The following is a 22,491-nucleotide window of genomic DNA, read 5'->3' as shown; positions in this document are numbered from 1 at the left end:
CGCTTAGGGAAAAGGGGACAAGTTCATGAAAAGATTGGATATTGCCGTAATACCAGGGGACGGAATCGGAAAAGAGGTTGTGCCGGAAGCATTGCGTGTCCTTGATGCTGTTGCAGAAATCCATGGTGGCCTTGAATTCAATTATAGCCATTATCCGTGGAGCTGCGAATACTATATTGAGCATGGCGAAATGATGCCGAAAGACGGTCTTGAACAAATCAGCCAAAGCGACGCGATTTTTCTGGGTGCTGTCGGAGATCCTGCCCTCGTGCCAGATCATGTCTCTCTTGCAGGGCTGCTGCTGAAAATCCGTCGGGAATTTCAGCAAGTCATCAATGTCCGGCCAGCGAAAATGCTGGAGGGAATGGTTTCACCACTGAGCCGTCCTGAAAATTTTGATATTATGATCGTCCGTGAAAACAGCGAAGGAGAATACAGCAGCATTGGCGGCCGGGTCCATAGCGGCGAAGATGAAATTGTCGTCCAAAATGCGGTATTCACAAAGAAAGGCGTTTCCCGTGTCATGCAATACGGTTTTGAAATTGCGCAAAAAAGAGGCGGCAGCCTGACCAGTGCGACCAAGTCGAACGGGATTGCCCATTCGATGCCATTTTGGGACGAGGTATTCAAAGAATTATCCGCGAGCTACCCTGACATCAAAACGAATAGCGAACATATCGATGCGCTTTCTGCATTTTTCATCACTAAGCCGCAAACGCTTGATGTGGTTGTGGCAAGCAATTTATTCGGTGATATTCTCAGCGATATCGGAGCGGCAATCATGGGCAGCATCGGCATCGCGCCAGCCGGCAACATCAACTTGAACGGAAAATTCCCTTCTATGTTCGAACCGGTACATGGCTCGGCTCCGGACATTTACGGCAAAGGCATCGCAAACCCGATCGGCCAAATATGGACGGCAAAAATGATGCTTGACCACTTGGGGGAACCCGAAATGGGCGCTCTCGTGCTGCAAGCAATTGAAGATACATTGCAGCAAGGCATCAAAACAGGCGATATCGGCGGCCGTTCGAATACAAAAGAAGTGACTGATGCTGTTATAGAAGCGCTTAAGAAACGGTCCAACTAAACCAGCAGGAGATTTGGCGATGTTTATCTACGAAATTTATAGATGGGCAAGCCGGATTTCCTGTTATTCGTATTTACAATAGTCGGAATTTTTAGTAGTATTAGATTTGTAATTAAATTGTATCCAATATCCACAGAATGTTATTTTCCGGCTGCTTGATTTGTTTTCGAGAAAGCGTTTTCATTAAAGTGAAGATTTTGCTTTGGATGCCGGATGTTCCAGGAATCGGCAAGTAAAAAAGAGCAGGAAACGAGGTGTAAGAGATGTCCGATAAAATGGCATTTGATTCCGATATCGCACAGGAATACGACAAAGGCGTGAGGCGGACATTGCCGACATACGACCAGCTCCTGCGGCTGACCAATACGTTTCTTCGATCTAAATTGGAGGCGGAGGCAGCTGTTCTTGTAGTAGGCGGTGGAGGCGGCAATGAACTGAAAACGTTCGGGCCGCCAAATCCCGATTGGCGTTTTACTGCAGTAGACCCGTCAAAAGCGATGCTCCAAGCGGCGTGGATAAAAGCGCAGCAGAACGATATGGAGAAACGGACAATTCTGATCCAGGGAACGGTCGAAGATGTCCCGGAAGCGGCGCTTTTTGATGCGGCGACTTGCCTGCTGGTCTTGCATTTCGTTGCAGAAATAGAAGGAAAGCTTGCGCTGCTGAAAAAATTGAGATCCCATTTGAAACCTGGCGCGCCTCTAGTGCTGGCAAGCAAATACGGCGATCCGCAAGACGAAGAGTTTCAAGAGCAGGTAGCATTATGGAAAAATTATTGGCTTGATATGACCAATTTATCGGAGGAGCAAGTTGAGAACCTGATGAAAAGCACGTTGGTGGAAGCCTCGATTCCGGAAGAAAAGCTGCGGGAATTACTGGTGGAAGCCGGATTCCGGAAAATCACGAAATTCTTTAAAACCAACCATTTTGGCGGCTGGATCTGCTATGCCGGTTAAACAGAGGCAGGGAAAGGCGTGAAATGCCATGAAAAGATTCCCCATGACCGATTATAAGGCGTTTGCATCTTTCACATTTTCCGTCGCTGTTTTTTTGCTCCTGTTTTTTGGCTTGCCGGATGCATTTTCGCATGACGCAAAAGTAATGACGGCTATTATCGTCTCGGGCATCATTTTATGGGCGTTCGAACCGGTGCCGATCGGCTTGACTGCTTTGATTATCCTGCTTGCCATGCTCATATTAAAAGCGGCGGACTCAACAGTCATTTTTAGCGGCTTTGCTTCGCCTGCCACTTATTTGATTGTGGCCGGCATGATGCTTGCAACGGCAGTCAACGAAACCGCGTTGATCAGAAGGATGACCTACTGGATTTTAAAAAGATGGGGCAGCAGCCCGGAAGGATTGCTCGGAAGTATTATCATCATCCAGCAGATCCAGGCATTTTTTATTCCTTCCACGGCAGTTCGGTCTGCGCTGATCCTGCCGGTGTCCTCGATGATTATCGAAACGACGCAGGCGGGGGCAGGCAGCAACTTGAGGAAAATGATCATGCTGGGTGTAGCGTTCGGCGGCATCATCAGCGGCACGTCCGTGATGACCGCCGCCATCGGCAACATTCTCACGGTCGAATTGCTGGACCGCTTCGCGGGAATCAAAATTACGTATTTCCAATGGTTTTACTATACCTTTCCGCTGTGGATGATCCTGATTCCTGCAATTTGGCTGATGTTGCTGAAGACGTTTCCGTTGCCTCCGGAACAGCGTTCTTTTCCGGCAATCCGCCAGGAGATGGGCGATAAGCTGGCAGAGCTCGGTCCAGTCACACCGGGTGAAATACGCGGCATCGGAATTCTTTTGTTCATCGTCATGCTATGGCTGACAGAACCAATTCATGGCATGCACCCGAGCCTGCCAGCATTGATCGGGGTCGTTCTGATGGCATTGCCAAAAATCGGCGTAGCTGATTGGGAAACTGTCGTCAAAATAAATTACAATACGGTGCTGCTGATCAGCGTCACGCTGTCGATGGGCTATGCATTTGCCGACTCTGGCGCAGCCGATACGATTAGCAATTATTTAAGCGTCGGATGGTTTACCGGCTTGCTGCAGAATCCGCTCATGGCGGTTGTAGCAGTTATTCTACTGTCTCAGTTGTTCCATAAACTGATCTCCAATGTCGCGACCGCTGTCGTCGTTCTGGTGCCGATCTTGATTAGCGTGGCGCAGAACGCGGGCATTAATCCGTTGGTGATCGGGTTCACGACCGGCCTCACATGCCTTTTCGGTTTTGTGCTCATTGTCGAGTCGATGCCGAATCTGTTGGCACATAGCACCGGAATGATCAAACAGAAGGATTTTTTAAAGCCTGGCTTATATGCAACAGCGATATCCATCGCCGCTACCATTTTAGTCGCCGCGACGTGGTGGCAATGGATCGGCTTGGTATAGCGTGAAAATAGAACCGAAATTCAAAAGGAGGGGAAGTTATGTTGCCTTTACAGGGAATCACAGTGGTTTCACTTGAACAAGCAGTGGCAGCGCCGTTTGCGACGCGCCAGCTGGCCGACTTGGGTGCACGTGTCATTAAAGTGGAACGCCCTGGGCCGGGGGATTTTGCCCGCGGCTACGACAAAACGGTAAAAGGGCTATCAAGCCATTTTGTCTGGACGAACCGCTCAAAAGAATCGATTACGCTCGACCTGAAGCACGAAGAAGCGAAAAGAGTATTGGAAAAACTGCTGTCGGAAGCCGATGTTTTTATCCAGAATCTTGCTCCAGGAGCGGTGGACCGCCTCGGCTTCAGCGCGCAGGAACTTCAAAAGAAATACCCGAAGCTCATCATCTGCTCTATTTCGGGCTACGGAACATTTGGTCCTTATACCAATAAAAAAGCCTACGATCTGCTGATTCAATGCGAAGCAGGACTGGTCTCTGTAACCGGTACAGAAGAAACGCCTTCGAAAGCCGGAATTTCCATCGCGGATATTGCAGCAGGTATGTATACGTACACGGGCGTGCTGACAGCGATTATCTCCCGCTATAAAACCGGAAAAGGCGCCATTATCGAAGTGTCGATGCTCGAAGCACTGGCAGAGTGGATGGGCTATCCGCTGTATTATTCTGCTTACGGCAAATCAGAGCCGCAGCGGACCGGAGCGAGCCATGCCACTATTTATCCTTATGGACCGTTCAAGGCGGGAGATGAAAAAATGGTGTTTCTCGGCATTCAAAACGAACGTGAATGGGTGCAGTTCTGCGAAGAGGTTTTGAACAAGGCTGAAATCGCAGTGGACGAGCGCTTCAATAACAACTCCAACCGCGTAGCGAACAAAGATGCGTTAAGAGCACTCATCGAAATGGTTTTCCAAAACATGGACTCGGACGCCATTATCAGTTCGCTGGAAGGAGCGAAGATTGCCAATGCCCGCTTGAATACCGTTACTGAACTGGTAGATCATCCGCAATTGCAGGCGCGCAATCGCTGGAGAGAAGTGGATTCACCAGTGGGCATGCTGAAAGCATTGTTGCCGCCTGTGACGTCGGATGAAATTGACACGGTCATGAATCCGGTGCCGGCGGTCGGTGAACACACAGCCGCCATATTAGAAGAGTTCGGTTTTGACTATGAAGAAATGCGCCCTTATACAGAGGTGGATGAGAATATTTAAAACATGAAGGGATGGGAAAAAGATGGCGGGTTTAAGTGTGCAGGAACGGGAGAGTTTGCGTGGAGAAGTCCGGAATCTGTGTTCGGCATTTCCAAATGAGTATTGGAGAAAGTTAGATTTGGAGCGGGAATATCCGTACGAATTTGTCGACGCACTGACGAAAAGCGGCTATCTATCTGCGCTGATTCCAGAACAATACGGCGGCAAAGGCTACGGCATGACTGAAGCGACGATTGTATTGGAAGAAATCAACCGGTCGGGCGGCCATGCGGCAGGCTGCCACGCGCAAATGTATACAATGGGTGCGCTGCTGAAGCACGGAAGCGAAGAACAAAAAAGCAAGTACCTGCCGGGTATTGCCGACGGCAGCATCCGTTTCCAGGCGTTCTCGGTGACAGAAGAGGCGGCTGGTTCCAACACGACAGCGATTCAGACATTTGCCGAGAAAAGGGATGGCGGCTATATCGTCAATGGCCATAAAAACTGGACTAGCCGTATTTTGCAATCGGATTTGCTGATGCTGCTTGCGCGCACGACCCCATCTGAAGAGTTGGGCGACAAGAAAACCGAAGGCTTGAGCCTGTTCCTTGTCGATTTGCGGGAAATCCGTGAACAGCAGCCTGAGACGTTTGTTACAGAACCCGTCCGTGCAATGTTCAATTATGCGACAAACCAGGTTTGGTATAAAAACATGAAAATCCCTGCAGATTCCTTGATTGGCGAAGAAGGCAAAGGTTTTCGCTATGTCCTCGACGGAATGAATGCCGAACGTACGCTGTTGGCGGCTGAAGCAATCGGCGATGGCTATTTCTTTATTGATAAAGCTACCGAATACGCCAATAGCCGCGTCGTGTTCGACCGCAAAATCGGCATGAACCAAGGCATCCAGTTTCCGATTGCGAAGGCTTACGCCGCGATTAAGGCTGCAGATCTGATGCGCTATGAAGCGGCGCGCAAATACGACGAAGGTGAAAAATACGGCGAACAGGCGAACTTAGCGAAATACCTGTCGAGTGAAGCGAGCTGGCAGGCAGCGAACGTCTGTGTCGATACGTTCGGCGGCTATGGCTTTGTCGATCAATACGACGTAGAGCGCAAATTTCGTGAAACGCGGATGTATCAAGTGGCACCGGTCAGCAATAATATGGTGCTGGCATTTCTCGGGCAGAACGTGCTGGGAATGCCGCGCTCTTATTGAACCATTATCAAAAAGCGCCCGGCCAATAAATGGCCGGGCGCTTTTGATTGCGCGTTGCTGTGCAATTATTTCGTTGCAGATGGCTTGACGCTTCGTGGAATCGGGTTGGTATAAGGTTCTTTCGAACGTTTTTTGTCGTGCTCCGTTTTTGCCGCTTCAAGTGCTGAGCCATTTTCGAAAAGATGGATGGCAGCTTCTGCCATAGCATGCGCTGCAAGCAATGTCCCACTGTGGGCGAACGTGCTGAGGCCTTGTGTGACCATCTGCCACGTATGCAGCGGTGTGCCGAGCGCACTGGTGGCAGCAGTCAATTGAGCAGTTGGGACAACCCAACTGACGTCCGAGACATCGGTAGAGCCGGGCATCGTTTTGTCAGAAGGCTCGTAGCTTGAAATGATATCGGACAGGAACTTTCCTTCAAACTCACTGCCATCGCCGCTGTAGCCGAAGCTTTCCATACCGCCGACGAAATTTTTCTTTTCCCCTTCGGACAAGCTGTCCCAGATGCCTTGAGCAAATGTTTCTTCTTCTGCCGTCGGGTGGATCGGACCGGCTGCCTGCAGCTTATCGAAAAGAATGCTTTCAAGCACGCGGTTCGGTTCGTAATTGGAGCAGGCTTTGTCAAAAACAATGGACATCTCAGTTTCTGTCATCAACGCTGCGCCTTCCGCGATTTTGCATACGCGCTTGTAGATGTCATCTACTTGTGCAACTTTCGGTGCACGGATCAAATACAGAACTTCTGCCTCCGACTGCACGACGTTCGGAGAAATGCCGCCGCTATTGGTGATGGCATAATGCATGCGCGCTTCTGGAATGACATGTTCACGCAGGTAATTGACGCCGACGTTCATTAGTTCAACAGCATCCAATGCGCTGCGCCCGAGGTGCGGCGAGTTCGCGGCATGAGAAGCAATGCCTTTGAAGCGGAAATAGACCTGGTAGTTTGCCAGGCTCGACAAACTCATAATGGTGTTCACATAAGAAGGATGCCAAGTGAACGCCGCATCGAGATCGTCAAAGACGCCTTCGCGCACCATGAACGTTTTGCCGGATCCACCTTCTTCGGCCGGACAGCCGTAGAATACGACAGTCCCTTTAATGCCATTTTCCTCAAAATAGGATTTAACGGCGTAAGCAGCGGCAAGCGATCCGGTGCCAAGGAGGTTATGCCCGCAGCCATGGCCATTGCTGCCAGATTCAAGCGGTTCTTGAGAAACGCTGTGCGCTTTTTGGCTGAGCCCTGCCAATGCGTCAAATTCACCGAGAAAACCGATGACTGGTTTCCCTTCACCGAACGATGCGGAAAAAGCGGTTTCGATGCCGCCGATGCCGTGTTGGACTGTAAATCCTTCTTTCTCGAATTCGTCCGACAAAAAACGGGAAGATTCAAATTCCAAGTAACGGGTTTCAGGGTGCTGCCAGATGAATTTGCTGATTTCCTCAAAACGGTTTCGGTTTGAAGCCAGATAGTCCTCAATTGAAAATGTATTGATCATCACTTACGCCTCCTTCTGAATTATCTTTCAAGTATAACAAATTCAGCGCGAGAATCTTAGGCTGTCTGTAAAACGCTGTATTTCCTTTGTAAAAGATAAAAAAGTTTATTCATGGATAGAGCCTTAAGGCACAAAGGATTGCTGAAAATGAAAACGGTTCCAAAGAAAGCTGAAAATTTATTATATATTGACAACTTACATCAATTTGTTATGATGAATTCAATTAAAGATTCAAACAACTATTTTGACGGAGACAAGCAGACGGCAGAGGAATCTCAAGAGAGCTGATGGATGGTGCAAATCAGCGGTTCCGGCAGTAAGCAGCACTCCTGAATAGATGGGCTGAACTCCAGTAGGCCCTTCCGGCTCGTGTCCGTTACGCATGTGAACCAATGAGGCTGTTCCGCCATGGAGCAGCGAATTAGGGTGGTACCGCGAATTGAAGGCTCTTCGCCCCTTACATTTTTATGTAGGGGGTGGAGAGCCTTTTTTTAGTTCCAGTTCCGGATGCTGAATTTCCGTACACCGTTTGAATTCGAAAGGGGAATGACCGTTATGCTGACAGATCAACAAATTCTAAGAATTCCAGGACCATCGCCGATACCGCCGAGTGTTGAACGGGCCATGAGCCAGCCGATGATCGGCCATCGTGGACAAAGCACGTCCGATATGATTGCTGCCATCCGCCCGAAACTGAAACAGGTTTTCGGCACTCAGCAGGAAGTCATGATATTGACAGGGAGCGGAACAGCAGGGCTTGAAACAGCTGTCGTCAATACGGTAGCACCTGGTGAAGAAGTCGCTGTCATTGTGACTGGCGCATTCGGCGACAGGTTTGTGAAAATCTGCAAAGCTTACGGACTGAAAACGCATGTATTCGATGTCGAATGGGGTAAAGCGGTCGATCCTCAAAAATTGAAAGAATTCTTGAAAGAAAAAACTCTCGTAACGGCAGTGTTTTCGACGTTCTGTGAAACATCAACAGGCGTTTTGAATCCTATAAAAGAATTGGCGGCAGCTATCAAGGAAGTATCGGATGCCTTGGTCATTGTGGATGGAGTTTCCTGTGTAGCCGGCACCGCAACGGAAATGGATGAATGGGGCATCGATATCGTCGTGACCGGCTCCCAGAAAGCATTTATGCTGCCTGCGGGATTGACGTTTATCGCTGCAAGCGAGCGGGCGTGGGAAAAAGTGAATGCCAATCCGCAGCCGCGATTTTATCTCGATTTGGCGAAGCACAGGGATAATATTCTTAAGGATACGACGCCTTTCACACCGGCATTATCAATTTTATTCGGCTTGCAGCAGGTGCTTGAGCTGCTGGAAGAAGAAGGGCTTGAAAGAGTCTATGCCCGCCATTCGTTGATGATGAACATGACGCGTGCGGCATTTAAAGCGCTGGGCGTGCCGCTTTTGACAACGGACGCGGACGCTTCTCCGACCGTGACAGCAGTGAAACCCGACGATTTCGATCCGGAAGTGTTCCGCAAAGTAATGAAAACCGAATTCAACCTTGAACTCGCCGGCGGGCAGCAAGAGCTGGCGAAGAAGATCTTCCGCATTGGCCACATGGGTTATTGCTCGCCGGCGGATATGCTGCAGGCGATTGCCGCGATGGAAATCGGCATCGTAAAAGCAGGCAAAAAGATTGAACTCGGCCACGGCGTGCGGGCAGCACAACAAATTTTCTTGGATGAAAGGAAGTCTGCGCAATGAATTATAATATTTTGATCAGTGATTCTTTAAGTGAAGACGGCATTTACCCGTTGCGCCAAGCAGACGGCTTTGATATTACAATTGAAACGAACATGACGCCCGAACAATTGGGGGAGCGCATCGGTGATTTTGATGCGCTGCTTGTCAGAAGCCAAACCCAAGTGACCCGCGCCATCATTGAAAAGGCGAAGCACCTGAAAATCATCGGCCGCGCCGGTGTGGGTGTCGATAACATCGACCTTGAGGCTGCGACAGAACATGGCATCATCGTTGTCAATGCTCCAGACGGCAACACAAACTCAGCGGCTGAGCATACGATGGCGATGCTGATGTCGATGGCCCGGAAAATTCCGCAGGCGTATTACGCGCTCCGCAACCGTAATTGGGACCGCAAATCGTTTGTCGGCGTCGAATTGAAAAACAAGACGCTTGGCGTCATCGGACTTGGGCGCATAGGAGCGGAAGTGGCTGCGCGCGCCAAAGGGCAGCGCATGAATGTCATCGCATACGATCCGTTTTTGACGCCTGAAAAAGCGGAAAAAATGGGCGTCGATTTTGGCACTGTCGAAGAAGTGGTCAGAGCTGCGGATTTTATCACGGTCCACACGCCTTTGCTGAAAGAAACACGCCACCTCATTAATGCGGAAGCTTTCGGCATGATGAAGCCTGGCGTCCAGATCGTCAACTGCGCCCGCGGTGGAATCATCGATGAAAATGCCTTATACGACGCGATTAAAGCGGGCAAAGTGGCGGGAGCGGCACTTGATGTTTTTGAACAGGAACCGATGGTCGATTTTCGCCTGCTCGAGCTGCCGGAAGTGGTGGCGACACCCCATCTTGGCGCCAGCACGATAGAAGCACAGGAGATTGTCGCTGTCGATGTCAGCAATGACGTCATCCGGTACTTCACAGAAGGGACCGTGCGCAATTCGGTCAATCTGCCTTCAGTGCCAAAGGAAATCATGGCGCAAATCGAACCGTATTTTGATTTGCTGGAACGGCTCGGCATTTTCTTGGCGGATCTGGCGGACGGTACCGCCCAGGAAGTGAATATCCAGTATTCAGGCGAACTGGCGAATGTTGAAGTCGGTCCGCTGACGCGCAATATGCTGAAAGGCCTTTTGAAGCGTTATCTGGGAGAAATTGTCAACGACGTCAATGCCATGTATTTTGCGAATTTGAAAGGCGTCACGGTAAATGAAAGCAAATCGACTGCCTCGAAAGGCTTTACGAGCTTAATTACAGTGGAAGTGAAGACAGCCAATGGGACGAGGAAAGCGGCCGGAACGCTTTTGAACGGCCAAGGCGCACGTATTGTCAAAGTTGATAATTACCTCGTCGATGTTGTGCCAAAAGGCAACCTGCTCTTTATCCGCCACAATGACCGTCCGGGCGTTATTGGCCGCGTCGGCACATTGCTCGGACAGGAAAATGTTAATATCGCGACAATGCAAGTCGGCCGTTCGAATGCCGGCGGCGATGCGATCATGATGCTGTCGATCGACAAACCAGCTGAGCAAAGCAGTCTCGACCAACTGACAGCGTTAGCGGAAATCGAAAAAGTTACCGCCATCAATTTATAGATTGTATGAGAGTCAGTTGCTTTATTGGCTGGCATCATAAGAAAAAGGCGCATCGGGAATGACTCCGATGCGCCTTTTTGCGGCAAGTTACAATTGTTCCTGCTCCAACAATTGCAGCAATTCTTCCAGGTGCGCGATTTCATAGGTGGGTTTAATAGTGTCGTGGGGAGCTTTTTCTTCACGGTTGATCCACACAGAACGGATGCCCGCCCCTTCTGCACCGATGATATCGGTCATCAGATTATCACCGACCATCAGCACATCTTCCTTTGCATAGCCGAATTTGGCTAATGCATATTCGAAGATGCCTGGGTCAGGTTTGCCTTTGCCGAAATCGCCGGAAATGACGATATGGGCAAAGTAAGGCGCGATTTCAGGAGTGATTTCAAGTTTAATATTCTGCAGGCCAGGAGAGCCGTTCGTCAATAGCAAAAGGTCATAGCTGTCTTTCAGCCCTTCAAGCACACGCGTCGTTTCGTCGTAAAGGACAGGATGCTGTTTGCGTGCTTTCGGAAAATGTTCGGCCAATTGCTGGCCGAGTGCCGGATCATCGATACCGATGCGTTTTAAGCCGGCGGTCCAAGCCGCGCGCCGGTACTCCGGAACGATTTTCTTCATTTCCTGGAAATCGGAGCCTTCGTCATCGAAAGTTCCCCATAAGCCTTCGAATGGGTTGATGCCGATCATTTTCGTGAAATCATAGGTCGGATAAGAAGCGTACAACTCGCTCGCTTCGGCCCGGACCGCTGTTTCGAGCTTGCTGCAATCCGTCCCGCTGAGAGATTCTGCCAATTCACAGGTTTTCTGGAACGCCAGCTCGACACTTTTTTTATCCCATAACAAAGTATCGTCCAAATCAAAAAAAATCGCTTTTACCATCTTCTCTTGTCTCCTGCCGTTGTAGTTTCACTTTGTTCAAGTGTACTGTATTCGTCACAAAAAACCCAGCAGCGGTGCATTTCCAGCAGGAAAATAGGGAGGGGCGGTGATAGAATGTTGACGAGGAGTGATAATCTTGAACGCTATTGGGACGCCCAATGATTTGGTTGTGGAAGCCATGGATTTTTTATCCAGATACTGCTATGAATTAGGAAAGACCGAATCGGAAATGATCAGCCGCATCAATGAAGTGAAAAAGGAAATAGATGATAAAGGAAGCTACACCCATACATTCGAAGAGCTGGAGCACGGCGCGCGGATGGCATGGCGCAATAATAACCGCTGTATAGGCCGGTTGTTCTGGAACACATTGACTGTGTTTGACGAGCGTGGGAGGGAATCTGCGGAAGATATTTTTCAAGCGCTGCTGGGGCACATCGAATTTGCCGCAAACAGCGGGAAGATCCGGCCGGCCATCACCATTTTTACGCCGCAGCAAAACGGATTGGACAAAGCACGAATTTGGAATCACCAATTGATCCGCTATGCGGGCTATGAACAAAACGGAGAAATTATCGGTGACTCGTCGTCGCTTGAATTTACAAAGCAATGTGAAAAGCTGGGTTGGCGAGGAGCGGGTACACCTTACGACGTGCTGCCAATCGTCATTGAAACAGCACATGAAGAACCGCGCTTTTTCGAACTGCCGAAAGAATCAGTGCTTGAAGTGGAGCTTGAGCATCCTGACTGGCCATCGTTCAAAGAACTGGGCGTAAAATGGTATGCGGTGCCGATCATTTCAGAAATGAAGCTCGAAATCGGCGGCATCCATTATACACTTGCGCCATTTAATGGCTGGTATATGGGAACGGAAATTGGAGCACGCAACCTGGCGGACGAGGACCGCTACGATCTGCTGCCGAAAGTGGCAGAAGTGATGGGATTGGATACGGGCTCGAATCGTTCTTTGTGGAAAGACAAAGCGCTTGTCGAATTGAACATCGCTGTCCTTGAATCGTTCCAACAGGCAGGTGTGACGATCGTCGACCATCACACCGCTGCCAAGCAATTCAAAAGTTTTGAGAAAAAAGAAGAGGCGGCGGAGCGCGACGTCACCGGAAACTGGGCGTGGCTGATACCGCCGATGTCTCCGGCAACAACACATATTTTCCACAAACCTTATAAAAACGATGTGGTGAAGCCGAATTACTTTTACCAAAAACCGCCGTATCAACAGTAGGTTGGCAGGACTCCCTGCTTGAAACCGGAAGATTCCTGGCAAATGAGCACAGCTGAAAAAAGCTATGCTCTTTTTTTTTGCATATTTTCAGCTCAGCAATTCTGAAAAACCCGTGGATTTATTATATAATGGAGGATAGTGAACGTTCTTCACATTCAAAGTTGAAAGAAAGTGGGAAACACAATGGGACGCAAGTGGAATAACATCAAAGAGAAAAAAGCATCAAAAGACGCGAACACAAGCCGCATCTACGCAAAATTCGGCCGTGAAATCTATGTAGCTGCAAAGCAAGGAGAGCCGGATCCGGAATCGAACCAAGCATTGAAAGTCGTACTTGAACGCGCGAAGACTTATAGCGTGCCAAGAGTAATCATTGACCGGGCAGTCGACAAGGCAAAAGGTGGGTCAGAAGAAAGCTTCGACGAACTGCGCTACGAAGGATTCGGACCGAGCGGTTCAATGGTAATCGTCGACACGTTGACAAACAACGTCAATCGTACAGCATCTGACGTGCGTGCAGCGTTCGGTAAGAACGGCGGCAATATGGGCGTCAGTGGATCTGTGTCGTATATGTTCGACCATACTGCAGTCTTCGGAATTGAAGGCAAAACGGCTGACGACGTATTGGAATTGCTGATGGAAGCAGATATCGACGTACGCGATATCATGGAAGAAGAAGATTCGGTCATCGTCTACGCCGAGCCGGACCAATTCCATGTTGTCCAGCAGGCATTCAAAAACGCGGGCATTACGGAATTCACAGTAGCTGAATTGACGATGCTCGCGCAGAACGAGTTGGAACTGCCGGAAGATGCGCAAGCGCAATTTGAAAAAATGATTGATGCCATCGAAGATTTGGAAGACGTCCAGCAGGTGTACCATAACGTAGATTTGGGCTAATGAATGACAGAAAGATATAAGGATCGGTTCGCCCATAGGCGAGCCGGTCTTTTATATTTGTACTTTTAAGCAACTCAAAGAATAATTTCGTATTTGATGGAATATTTAAAATGATTTGGCAATTGATTTGTTATTCGAAAAGTTAAGCTTTATACTAAATTTGAATAAGTATTCAAATTAATTAATTTTTTCATAGCGTAAATGATAGGGTTTTCACTCAAAAATACCTTGAAAAATATTGGAGGAAAGCAAATGCTTAAAGAATTGTCGCCGAAAGCCCAAGAGTTGGAGAAGAGTTTACTGCGGTTTATGGACGAACATGTTTATCCCAATGAATCGACGGTGGAGAAATACTTGAAAGAAGCGGAAGACCGCTGGACGATCCCGCCTATTATCGAAGAGCTGAAGGCTAAAGCCAAAGATCAGGGGTTATGGAATTTGTTTTTGGACGATCCCGATTACGGAGCGGGCCTGTCCAATTATGATTATTCGCATCTTTGTGAAATCATGGGCCGTTCGCTGATTGCTCCCGAGATTTTCAATTGCAACGCGCCGGACACCGGCAATATGGAAGTGTTCGTGAAATACGGCACGGAAGAACAAAAAAAGCAATGGCTTGAGCCTTTGCTGCGAGGCGAAATCCGCTCTTGTTTCTCGATGACAGAACCGGACGTGGCGTCGTCGGATGCAACAAATATCCAAAGCAGCATTGTCCGCGATGGCGATGAGTATGTCATCAACGCGAAAAAATGGTGGACGACCGGCGCTATGGATCCGCGCTGCAAAATTGCCATCGTCATGGGGAAAACTGATCCAACTGCGGCAAAGCATCAACAGCAATCCATGATTTTGGTGCCCTTTGATGCACCAGGAGTCGAAATCAAACGGCCGTTGACTGTGTTTGGCTACGATGATGCTCCTCAAGGGCATGCGGAAGTGCATTACACGAATGTTCGGGTGCCGGTCGGCAATATGCTTTTAGGAGAAGGGCGCGGATTTGAAATTGCGCAAGGCCGATTAGGGCCAGGCCGCATTCACCATTGCATGAGGGCAATCGGAGCAGCGGAGCGAGCACTTGAATTATTGTGCAAACGCGCTGAAAGCAGAGAAGCGTTCGGTTCCACTTTAGCTGAAAAGGACGTCATCAAAGAAATTATTGCCGAAAGCCGCATTGAAATTGAAATGGCGCGTCTGCTGACTTTGCATGCGGCTCATAAGATCGACACAGAAGGCGCAAAGGCAGCACGCAAAGAGATTGCGATGATTAAAATTGCAGCTCCCCGTGTTTCTTTGAATGTCATCGACCGGGCAATTCAAGTCTTCGGCGGCGCGGGGCTTACGGAGGATTTCCCTCTGGCTGCACATTATGCTTATGCGCGGACGCTTCGTTTGGTGGACGGGCCAGACCAAGTCCATCTGCGTGATATCGGCAGGCTCGAATTGCGTGAACAGCTGAAAGAAAGAGCATCTGTGAAGCAGTGATAACAGTCGGCTTATCAGTGGAATTCCTTTGAAAATGAGTAGATGAGGTGAATGGAATGAGCTTACGTGAACGGAAAGCCGCTAAAAAGAAAGAGGATATCCTTCGTTCAGCTAGTTTAGTCATTTCACGCAAAGGTTACCATAATGCCACGATGGAAGATATTGCAGCGGAATTGCTAATGACAAAAGGATCCCTCTATTATTACTTTAAAAACAAAGAAGAATTGCTTTATCGCTGCCATGATTTGATTTTGTCAGACGCTATGGAGAAGATGGAAGAGATTATGTCGCAGGAATTTTCTTCAGCGCAGAAGATGGAGAAAGCGATCAAATTTCATTTGGAAGTCGCCATTCGGGAAAAAGAGATTTTCAACTTAATTGTAAAACCTGAACAGATATTCTCAAAGGAGCATTTGGATGTAATTGTCGAAAAGCGTGCGAAATATGCGGAGGTTTTCGACAGGATCATCGACGAAGGCGTGAGTAAAGGCGAGTTCTCGATTGAGCAGAAAAAAATGGCGCGCATGATTATACTGGGTGCGACCAATTGGGTCCAAGTATGGCATTCTCCAGAAGGGGAATACAGCAATGAAAAAATCGAAGAGATCTACGCATCTTATCTATTAAAGATGTTGGCTTGAAGAAACCGCAAAGACACTGTTAATTTAAACAGAAAGGGGTTTTGACATGAAAGCGATAGTGGTTCATGAGTTGGGAGGGCCGTCCGTCCTGAAATTGGAGGATGCGCCAATGCCGGAAATCGCAAGCGATCAAGTGTTAATCAAGGTCGAGGCCATAAGCGTCAATTTTGCGGATATCAAGGCGCGCCAGGGGCAATATCACGGAGTCGAGGCTGGAGCTTCTTTTACTCCCGGCCTTGACTGTGCCGGAGTCATTGTAGAAACTGGAAGCAGTGTTACGCGTTTCCGTAAAGGGGACCGCGTCATGGCGTTTCCGAAAGAGGGGTCATATGCGGAATACGTCAAAACGGATGAAGCCTTAACGTTTGCGGTGCCGGACGAATTGCCGATTGAAACGGCCGCCGCTTCGTTGACGGTCGGCATCACCGCCTATAATGTCATCCGGAAAATGGCGAGGCTTGAACCGGGTGAAACCATTCTCATCCACGCGGCTGCTGGCGGCATCGGCTCGACGGCCATCCAACTGGCCCGGATTTTTGGGGCTGGCAAAATTATCGGTACAGCAGGCAGTAGCGAAAAGACGGCAATGGCGAAAGAATTCGGCGCCGATCACGCGATCAATTACCGGACGCAGGATTTTGCGGCTATCGTTAACGACATGACAGACGGCAAGGGAGCAGATGTTATTCTGGATACAGTGGGCGGTGAAAACTTCGAGAAAAGCATGAATTGCTTGGCGCCTTTCGGCAGGATTGTCTCTTTTGGACATGCCAATGAAGGCTCGATGCCAGGACGCGTCAAAACGACAGAACTCCATTCAAGCTGCCGCTCTGTCATCGGCTATAGCACGGGCACCTACCGCAAGCAGCGTCCGGAATTTCTGCATGAAGCCGCACAGGAAATCACCAAGTTCATGCTTGAAGGATCATTGAATATCGTCATCTCAAAACGCTACCCACTGGCAGCGGCAGCGAAAGCGCATGCTCTTATTGAAAGCCGCAAAAGCGTTGGTAAGGTATTGCTCATACCGTAAAATTCTTTTAATAAAACGAGAGGCAAGTGCTGTAAAAACGTTTCTCAATAGAAAAAACCATTCCTCCGTGGAATGGTTTTTTTTTCGTGTTATGGTGCGACATTAGAGATCGCTGAGTTCCAGGCATAATTCGGCGATCAGCGCAGAACGCTCACTGAAACGGTCAAAATGGATATGCTCATGAATAGCATGTGGCCCATCGCCGGGGATGCCCAAGCCGTCGAGTGTCGGAATTCCTAGTGCAGCCGTGAAGTTGCCGTCGCTGCCGCCTCCTGCTTTCGCTTCCTGCAGCTCAATCCCTAAACGCTTGCCTGCCACTAGGGCCTTCTGGTACAAACGTTCACTTTTTCCGCTTTTTTCCATAGGAGGGCGATTCAGCTCGCCGGAAATCGCCAATTCCGCTGCATTATTGAAAGGACTTAAGCTTTCCAGGACTTTAATGATTTTGTCCGCTTCACCATGGCTTGTCACCCTGAAATCTATCTCCGCTTCCGCCGCTGCAGACACAACGTTGCTGCTGGTGCCGCCTCGGATCACGCCGACATTGACAGTGGTGCCTTGCTCATAATTTGTCAACTGTTCAAGCTTAATGATCTGCTGCGATAGTTCATGGATGGCGCTGACTCCGTCTTCGTGGTGATTTCCGGCATGCGCACTGACACCTTTCACGCTTAACGTATAGCGTCCCACGCCCTTCCGTTCTGTTTTCAAAGCGAAAGTGCCTGACACCGGCGGCTCCATCACGAAAACGGCGTCGCAAGTTTGGGCAACTTCTTCGATCAACTTCCTTGAAGTCGTGCTTCCGACTTCTTCATCGGTGGTGAAGAGGAAGACCGGTGAGAACGGCAATTCAGTATACTCCTGCTGTAAGGAGCGGAGGGCCCAGATAGAAGAAAGGAGGCCGGCCTTCATATCGAATATTCCTGGGCCATAAATATCTTCGCCTTTTTCAACTACCGGCAGCGCACCGACTTCCCAAACTGTATCAAAATGGCTCAAGAATAAGAAACGGGGCTTGTTTGAATCTTCCTCCAATGAAAACAGCAAATGATTTCCTGCAGTTGGTTGTTCAAATTCTTGAAGCTGCCAATCGCCTTTTAAATTATTTTGGAATATTTCCTTTAAAATAACTCCGCATTTATCTACCTCATTTTTGCGGTGGCTGGGAGACTCTGCTTTCACTAATTTGAGAAGCTGTTCTTTAATTTCCCCTTTGTGTTCTTCTAAATATTCATAAAACACGCTCATTTTATCATTTCCTTTCCTTATTTCATTATATTTATACCTAAACATAAATAGAAAGATAAATCAATTAATTTCGAAAAAACTAAAAATTTCGTTGACAGGCTATATAAAAAACTAGTAAAGTGATAAAAAACATTAAGGAAACTTTCCTTAATTAAAAGGGGCTGGTAAAAGAGTGCAAAATATCGAAGAGTTTATTGAAAGGAATCGGGAGATGTACATAAAGTGGCTGACCGATTTTTGCGAGATCCCGAGTGTAGCCGCTCAAAATCGTGGAATGGAAGAAGCTGTCGACTACTTAGACGATTTGTTTGAAACAGCTTTTTCGCTGAAGCCGGAAAAGTTAGAGACTTCTGGATTTCCAGTGGTATTTGCAGAAATAAAAGGGGAATCCGATAAAACCTTGAGTTTCTACAATCATTACGATGTGCAGCCAGAAGATCCGGTTGAGCTGTGGGAAACACCTGCTTTTGAACCAAATATCCGAAATGGAAAAATTTTTGCCCGGGGAGTTGCCGATAATAAGGGCAACCTCATTGCCCGCCTTGCGGCATTGCATGCCATTCAACAATGCGGAGAAGAGCTGCCGGTGAATATCAAATTCATTTTTGAAGGGGAGGAAGAAATCGGCAGCCTCAACTTGCCTGAGTTCGCTAAGGAATATGCCGACAAGATCAAGTCTGACGGATGTGTCTGGGAATTTGGCTACCGCGACGCGGATGGCGCTGTGCAAGTCAGCCTTGGAGTGAAAGGCATGTTGTATGTCGAACTTCGCTCGAAAGGCGCGAATACAGATCTGCATTCTGCCCAGGCTGCCATTATTGAAAGTCCGGTATGGAAATTGGTGTGGGCGCTCAATACGCTGAAAGATGCCAATGAAAAAATAATGATACCGGGATTTTACGACGATATCGAGCCAGTCACAGCACTTGAAGACCAGTTGCTTTCGCAGTACCGGCTGGAGGAAGAAGAAATCTTGAAAAAACTGGAGATCGACAAATTCGTGCTGAATTTGGAAGGAACCGATTTAAAGCGCAAGCATATTTTTGAACCGACTTGCAATATCTGTGGAATTTCCTCCGGTTATACAGGTGAAGGGACAAAAACGGTCTTGCCTTCGGAAGCTATGGCTAAACTGGACTTCCGCCTGGTGCCTGGACAAGATCCAGAAAAGATTCTTCGGCAGTTGAGAGCGCATTTGGATGCCCAAGGGTTCGAAGATATCACGATCCAGGTTACAAGCTCTGAAAAGGCCGCAAGAAGCCACCCGGATGAAGCGATTGCAGGAGCGATGATTGCGGTTGCGGAAAAATACAGCGATAAAAAGCCGAATATCATCCCGAATACACCTGGGACTGGCCCGATGTACGAACTATGCCAGGCCCTTGGAATTCCCTCAGCTTCTTTCGGAGTCGGCAATTTCCAGTCCAATAACCATGCACCAAATGAAAATATTAATGTCGAAGATTACATCGATGGCATCAAGATGATTGCAGCGCTGGTTTTCGAATTCAGCCGACAATTTGAGACATCTGAAGGAGGTGTTCGATAATGGCTGTGATCGCCGGAGAAAACCGTGGATTCGAAGAGTTGAAAAAAACGCATCCAGAATGGTATAGCTCAATTTTTTCCTTATTGAATGAAATTACGGCAATCCGCCGAGATTTGCATGCACACCCGGAATTGTCTTTCCAAGAAAAAAGAACGGCGGGTATTGTAGCGGATTTATTGGAAAGATGGGGCTACAAAGTTCAGAAGAATGTTGGGAAAACTGGTGTTGTGGGTTTATTGGAAAGCGGCAGGCCTGGGCCAGTCCTTGGCCTCCGGGCAGATATGGACGCCCTGCCTATGGAAGATGAAATTCCCAAGGAATACCGGAGCCAAAACGCCGGCGCTGCCCACACTTGCGGGCATGACGCGCATACCGCGATTCTGCTGGGTGTGGCAAAGCTGTTTGCTGAGAAAGGATTGCCGGGCGGTTCACTTAAGGTGATTTTCCAACCGGCCGAAGAAATAGGTGAAGGTGCCGCGGCGATGATTGAAGATGGCGTATTGGCCAACCCCAAAGTAGACGCCATGGCCGGTCTGCATGTCCACCCGACGCTGAAAACAGGTGAATTTTCAGTTACTACAGCGGAGTATAGCTGCGCTGCTGTCGACATTTTTGAACTTAAAGTGACTGGGAAAGGAGGGCATGCCGCCCATCCTCATCAAACTGTAGACCCGATTATGATTTCAGCGCAAATTTTGGTTTCGCTCCAGCAAATTGTCAGCAGGCAGACAGATCCGTTGGATTCGGTAGTGCTGAGTTTCGGACAGATAGAAGCGGGCAGCAAAGCAACAATTATTCCGAACTCGGTCCTGGTGAAAGGCACAGTGCGGACGCTAAAGCCAGAGACGCGGCAGTTGATGTCGGAACGCATCGAAACAATTTCGAAAGGCATAGCTCGAAGTTTTGGCGGGGACTGCGAACTGGACTATCAATTTGTTACACCGTCTATAAAAATAGACGCCGAAATGCGCGGGCTGCTTCAAGACACGATTGGCGAATTGTATGGGGAAGGGGCATTGAAAATATCCGCTCCATCAATGGGGGGCGAAGATTTCGCTTATTTTTCACAAGAAGTGCCTTCCGTATTTTTCCGTCTGGGAACAGAAAATGGCGAAGATACGGCTTATCCGAACCATAATAGCCGGTTTGACGTTGACGAGCAATCGTTTCTTTATGGCATATCCGTATTGAGTTTATTGGCAAGCAATTATTTAAAACAATCTGAGGGGGAAAATGTATGAAGAAAAGTCTTTGGGGATTAATGCTGAGTTTGGCAGTTGTGTTGGCCGGATGTTCAGGCGGAGAAGAAAGCGGGGGGTCGGAAGGCGAAGAGCCTGTTGAGCAAAGTGACAGCAAAACCTTGGTAATTGCTAACGGTACAGATGTTGTGTCTTTTGATATCCACGACCATAATACGACATCGACAGAAGCTGTACACGTTAATATGTTCAATTATCTTTTGACGAATGAAGGAGAAGAAGGGTTCAAACCTGACTTGGCTGAAAGCTGGGAAAACGTTGATGACAAAACCTGGTCTTTTAAATTGAAAGAAGGCGTTAAATTCCACAATGGGGAAGACTTGACGGCGGATGACGTGAAATACACGCTTGAAAGAATTGCAAAAGACGATACGTTGCTGGAGCATGGAAACTACAACCAGATCGAGGAAGTGAAAGTTGTCGGAGACTACGAATTTGAAATCATCACAAAAAATCCGGAACCTGCATTATTGAACAGACTGTCCCGCCTGGGTTCAGCGATCCTTCCGAAAGACTATATCGAAACGGAAGGCTGGGAAGTGTTCTTGGAGCAGCCAGTGGGTACAGGACCTTATAAATTCAAAGAATGGAAGAAAGACGACCGCTTGACGCTGGAAGCTAATACGGAATATTTCGGAGAAGCACCGAAATGGGATGAAGTCGTATTCCGCAGCATTCCTGAAGATTCCACTCGTGTTTCTGAATTGCTGACAGGGGGAGTGGACGTTGCTGTAAACATCCCGCCGACAGACGTTGAACGCATTAACAGCACAGACGGCGTATCGGTTGTCCAATCGCCTACGCAGCGCGTTATGATGTTTACGCTGCGCACAGATGAAGGCAGCGTAACAGGAGATCCGAAAGTCCGTGAAGCCATCGATTTGGCAATTGATAAGCAAGCGATTGTGGATTCATTGCTTGAAGGCGCAGGAACAGTTACGCGCACCCGTGTAACACCAGGGAACATTGGCGCCAACGAAGACCTATACGGCCAAACACTCTATGATCCAGAAAAAGCAAAACAATTGCTTGAAGAAGCAGGGCATGCGGATGGCTTTGAGCTTGCGCTTAGCGCACCAAACGGACGGTATTTGAAAGATAAAGAAACAGTCGAATTGGTTACGGCGATGCTTTCTGAAGTTGGCATCACTGTAAACTTGGAATTGATGGAATGGAGTGCATTCAACCAGAAGTACCAGGAAAAAGGATTCGGTGAAATGTTCTACATCGGCTACGGCAACTCGATGTTTGATGCGTCGCTTGCGCTTGACCGTTTAACAACGGAAGAAGCCGCAGGTGAATCGGATTACAATAACCCGGAAGTGAACGATCTGCTGTTGGCAGCGGAACAGAATATGAACGCTGAAGAAAGAGCGCAGCAGTATCAGAAAGCTCAAGAATTGATTGCGGAAGATCGCCCTCAAATCTATATGTTCCAATTGGATGCTATTACTGGCATCAACGACCGTCTGAATTTCGAACCGCGTTTGAACGAAATGTTCTATGTGGATTCAATTACATTGAAGTAAAGGAAGGGGGGCATGC

Annotated in this window: 18 protein-coding genes and 1 other annotated feature; of the genes, 15 read left to right on the top strand and 3 right to left on the bottom strand. The window is 48.4% G+C overall.

Going from position 1 to position 22,491, the window contains the following annotated elements:
• Positions 1–25: 25 nt before the first annotated feature.
• From AC4EHJ_RS08565 to AC4EHJ_RS08545, 5 genes are all read left to right on the top strand, one after another.
• Entirely contained in the window at positions 26–1,090 is a 1,065-nt protein-coding gene (locus AC4EHJ_RS08565) for a tartrate dehydrogenase (RefSeq protein ID WP_490975140.1), read from the top strand.
• Between the two features lie 263 nt (positions 1,091–1,353).
• The gene (locus AC4EHJ_RS08560) at positions 1,354–2,046 is read left to right on the top strand and encodes a class I SAM-dependent methyltransferase (RefSeq protein WP_490975139.1); all 693 of its coding nucleotides are present in this window, start codon (positions 1,354–1,356) and stop codon (positions 2,044–2,046) included.
• 28 nt (positions 2,047–2,074) lie between these two features.
• A complete protein-coding gene (locus AC4EHJ_RS08555; protein WP_490975138.1) occupies positions 2,075–3,496 on the top strand; it encodes an SLC13 family permease in 1,422 nt (473 codons plus the stop codon).
• A gap of 38 nt (positions 3,497–3,534) precedes the next feature.
• Complete coding sequence (locus AC4EHJ_RS08550; protein ID WP_490975137.1) at positions 3,535–4,716, top strand: CaiB/BaiF CoA transferase family protein; 1,182 nt, start codon at positions 3,535–3,537, stop codon at positions 4,714–4,716.
• A gap of 22 nt (positions 4,717–4,738) precedes the next feature.
• Complete coding sequence (locus AC4EHJ_RS08545) at positions 4,739–5,914, top strand: acyl-CoA dehydrogenase family protein (protein ID WP_490975136.1); 1,176 nt, start codon at positions 4,739–4,741, stop codon at positions 5,912–5,914.
• Between the two features lie 65 nt (positions 5,915–5,979).
• On the opposite strand, the gene AC4EHJ_RS08540 is transcribed toward AC4EHJ_RS08545, so the two are convergent.
• A complete protein-coding gene (locus AC4EHJ_RS08540; protein WP_490975135.1) occupies positions 5,980–7,413 on the bottom strand; it encodes a M20 family metallopeptidase in 1,434 nt (477 codons plus the stop codon).
• Between the two features lie 235 nt (positions 7,414–7,648).
• Positions 7,649–7,874, top strand: a binding site (T-box leader).
• Between the two features lie 94 nt (positions 7,875–7,968).
• On the opposite strand from AC4EHJ_RS08540, the gene AC4EHJ_RS08535 reads away from it, so the two are divergent.
• Positions 7,969–9,132: a pyridoxal-phosphate-dependent aminotransferase family protein gene (locus tag AC4EHJ_RS08535; protein WP_490975134.1), complete on the top strand. Its 1,164-nt coding sequence runs from the start codon at positions 7,969–7,971 to the stop codon at positions 9,130–9,132.
• Complete coding sequence (gene serA, locus AC4EHJ_RS08530) at positions 9,129–10,715, top strand: phosphoglycerate dehydrogenase (protein ID WP_490975133.1); 1,587 nt, start codon at positions 9,129–9,131, stop codon at positions 10,713–10,715. Before AC4EHJ_RS08535 ends, serA begins: the two co-directional genes overlap by 4 nt.
• A gap of 87 nt (positions 10,716–10,802) precedes the next feature.
• On the opposite strand, the gene AC4EHJ_RS08525 is transcribed toward serA, so the two are convergent.
• Positions 10,803–11,594 (bottom strand): HAD family hydrolase, encoded by a 792-nt coding sequence (locus tag AC4EHJ_RS08525; RefSeq protein ID WP_490975132.1) that lies wholly within the window; start codon positions 11,592–11,594, stop codon positions 10,803–10,805.
• A gap of 145 nt (positions 11,595–11,739) precedes the next feature.
• On the opposite strand from AC4EHJ_RS08525, the gene AC4EHJ_RS08520 reads away from it, so the two are divergent.
• The 5 genes from AC4EHJ_RS08520 (at position 11,740) to AC4EHJ_RS08500 (ending at position 16,890) form a co-directional block, all read left to right on the top strand.
• Complete coding sequence (locus AC4EHJ_RS08520) at positions 11,740–12,834, top strand: nitric oxide synthase oxygenase (protein ID WP_490975639.1); 1,095 nt, start codon at positions 11,740–11,742, stop codon at positions 12,832–12,834.
• A gap of 183 nt (positions 12,835–13,017) precedes the next feature.
• Complete coding sequence (locus AC4EHJ_RS08515) at positions 13,018–13,734, top strand: YebC/PmpR family DNA-binding transcriptional regulator (RefSeq protein ID WP_490975131.1); 717 nt, start codon at positions 13,018–13,020, stop codon at positions 13,732–13,734.
• 252 nt (positions 13,735–13,986) lie between these two features.
• On the top strand, positions 13,987–15,216 hold the full coding sequence (locus AC4EHJ_RS08510) for an acyl-CoA dehydrogenase family protein (protein WP_490975130.1): 1,230 nt from the start codon (positions 13,987–13,989) through the stop codon (positions 15,214–15,216).
• A 56-nt stretch (positions 15,217–15,272) separates the two neighbouring features.
• A complete protein-coding gene (locus AC4EHJ_RS08505; RefSeq protein ID WP_490975129.1) occupies positions 15,273–15,857 on the top strand; it encodes a TetR/AcrR family transcriptional regulator in 585 nt (194 codons plus the stop codon).
• Positions 15,858–15,903: 46 nt separating this feature from the next.
• Positions 15,904–16,890, top strand: a complete 987-nt coding sequence (locus AC4EHJ_RS08500) for a quinone oxidoreductase family protein (protein WP_490975128.1) — start codon at positions 15,904–15,906, stop codon at positions 16,888–16,890.
• A gap of 102 nt (positions 16,891–16,992) precedes the next feature.
• On the opposite strand, the gene AC4EHJ_RS08495 is transcribed toward AC4EHJ_RS08500, so the two are convergent.
• The gene (locus tag AC4EHJ_RS08495) at positions 16,993–18,138 is read right to left on the bottom strand and encodes a M20 family metallopeptidase (protein ID WP_490975127.1); all 1,146 of its coding nucleotides are present in this window, start codon (positions 18,136–18,138) and stop codon (positions 16,993–16,995) included.
• Between the two features lie 211 nt (positions 18,139–18,349).
• Between AC4EHJ_RS08495 and AC4EHJ_RS08490 the strand changes: the two genes are divergently transcribed.
• The 3 genes from AC4EHJ_RS08490 to AC4EHJ_RS08480 are packed head-to-tail and all read left to right on the top strand — an operon-like array spanning position 18,350 to position 22,475.
• Complete coding sequence (locus AC4EHJ_RS08490) at positions 18,350–19,687, top strand: M20/M25/M40 family metallo-hydrolase (RefSeq protein ID WP_490975126.1); 1,338 nt, start codon at positions 18,350–18,352, stop codon at positions 19,685–19,687.
• Positions 19,687–20,928, top strand: coding sequence for a M20 metallopeptidase family protein (locus AC4EHJ_RS08485; protein WP_490975125.1), 1,242 nt, complete (start codon positions 19,687–19,689; stop codon positions 20,926–20,928). The genes AC4EHJ_RS08490 and AC4EHJ_RS08485 overlap by 1 nt, the downstream gene beginning before the upstream one ends.
• Positions 20,925–22,475: an ABC transporter substrate-binding protein gene (locus tag AC4EHJ_RS08480; protein ID WP_490975124.1), complete on the top strand. Its 1,551-nt coding sequence runs from the start codon at positions 20,925–20,927 to the stop codon at positions 22,473–22,475. The genes AC4EHJ_RS08485 and AC4EHJ_RS08480 overlap by 4 nt, the downstream gene beginning before the upstream one ends.
• Positions 22,476–22,491 lie beyond the last annotated feature (16 nt).

It is taken from the genome of Planococcus sp. TJ-301, assembly GCF_058268475.1.
Note: the sequence above shows the minus strand (reverse complement) of the source record. Positions and strands in the feature narration are given on the sequence as shown.

What these genes read in the sequence shown, in the direction of transcription:
- AC4EHJ_RS08535 (WP_490975134.1), top strand. Translation starts at nt 7,969, where the DNA reads ATGCTGACAGATCAACAAATTCTAAGAATTCCAGGACCATCGCCGATA.
- AC4EHJ_RS08510 (WP_490975130.1), top strand. Translation starts at nt 13,987, where the DNA reads ATGCTTAAAGAATTGTCGCCGAAAGCCCAAGAGTTGGAGAAGAGTTTA.
- AC4EHJ_RS08540 (WP_490975135.1), bottom strand. Translation starts at nt 7,413, where the DNA reads ATGATCAATACATTTTCAATTGAGGACTATCTGGCTTCAAACCGAAAC.
- AC4EHJ_RS08560 (WP_490975139.1), top strand. Translation starts at nt 1,354, where the DNA reads ATGTCCGATAAAATGGCATTTGATTCCGATATCGCACAGGAATACGAC.
- AC4EHJ_RS08555 (WP_490975138.1), top strand. Translation starts at nt 2,075, where the DNA reads ATGAAAAGATTCCCCATGACCGATTATAAGGCGTTTGCATCTTTCACA.
- AC4EHJ_RS08505 (WP_490975129.1), top strand. Translation starts at nt 15,273, where the DNA reads ATGAGCTTACGTGAACGGAAAGCCGCTAAAAAGAAAGAGGATATCCTT.
- AC4EHJ_RS08550 (WP_490975137.1), top strand. Translation starts at nt 3,535, where the DNA reads ATGTTGCCTTTACAGGGAATCACAGTGGTTTCACTTGAACAAGCAGTG.
- AC4EHJ_RS08485 (WP_490975125.1), top strand. Translation starts at nt 19,687, where the DNA reads ATGGCTGTGATCGCCGGAGAAAACCGTGGATTCGAAGAGTTGAAAAAA.
- AC4EHJ_RS08495 (WP_490975127.1), bottom strand. Translation starts at nt 18,138, where the DNA reads ATGAGCGTGTTTTATGAATATTTAGAAGAACACAAAGGGGAAATTAAA.
- AC4EHJ_RS08515 (WP_490975131.1), top strand. Translation starts at nt 13,018, where the DNA reads ATGGGACGCAAGTGGAATAACATCAAAGAGAAAAAAGCATCAAAAGAC.
- AC4EHJ_RS08480 (WP_490975124.1), top strand. Translation starts at nt 20,925, where the DNA reads ATGAAGAAAAGTCTTTGGGGATTAATGCTGAGTTTGGCAGTTGTGTTG.
- AC4EHJ_RS08565 (WP_490975140.1), top strand. Translation starts at nt 26, where the DNA reads ATGAAAAGATTGGATATTGCCGTAATACCAGGGGACGGAATCGGAAAA.
- AC4EHJ_RS08525 (WP_490975132.1), bottom strand. Translation starts at nt 11,594, where the DNA reads ATGGTAAAAGCGATTTTTTTTGATTTGGACGATACTTTGTTATGGGAT.
- AC4EHJ_RS08500 (WP_490975128.1), top strand. Translation starts at nt 15,904, where the DNA reads ATGAAAGCGATAGTGGTTCATGAGTTGGGAGGGCCGTCCGTCCTGAAA.
- AC4EHJ_RS08490 (WP_490975126.1), top strand. Translation starts at nt 18,350, where the DNA reads ATGTACATAAAGTGGCTGACCGATTTTTGCGAGATCCCGAGTGTAGCC.
- serA (WP_490975133.1), top strand. Translation starts at nt 9,129, where the DNA reads ATGAATTATAATATTTTGATCAGTGATTCTTTAAGTGAAGACGGCATT.
- AC4EHJ_RS08545 (WP_490975136.1), top strand. Translation starts at nt 4,739, where the DNA reads ATGGCGGGTTTAAGTGTGCAGGAACGGGAGAGTTTGCGTGGAGAAGTC.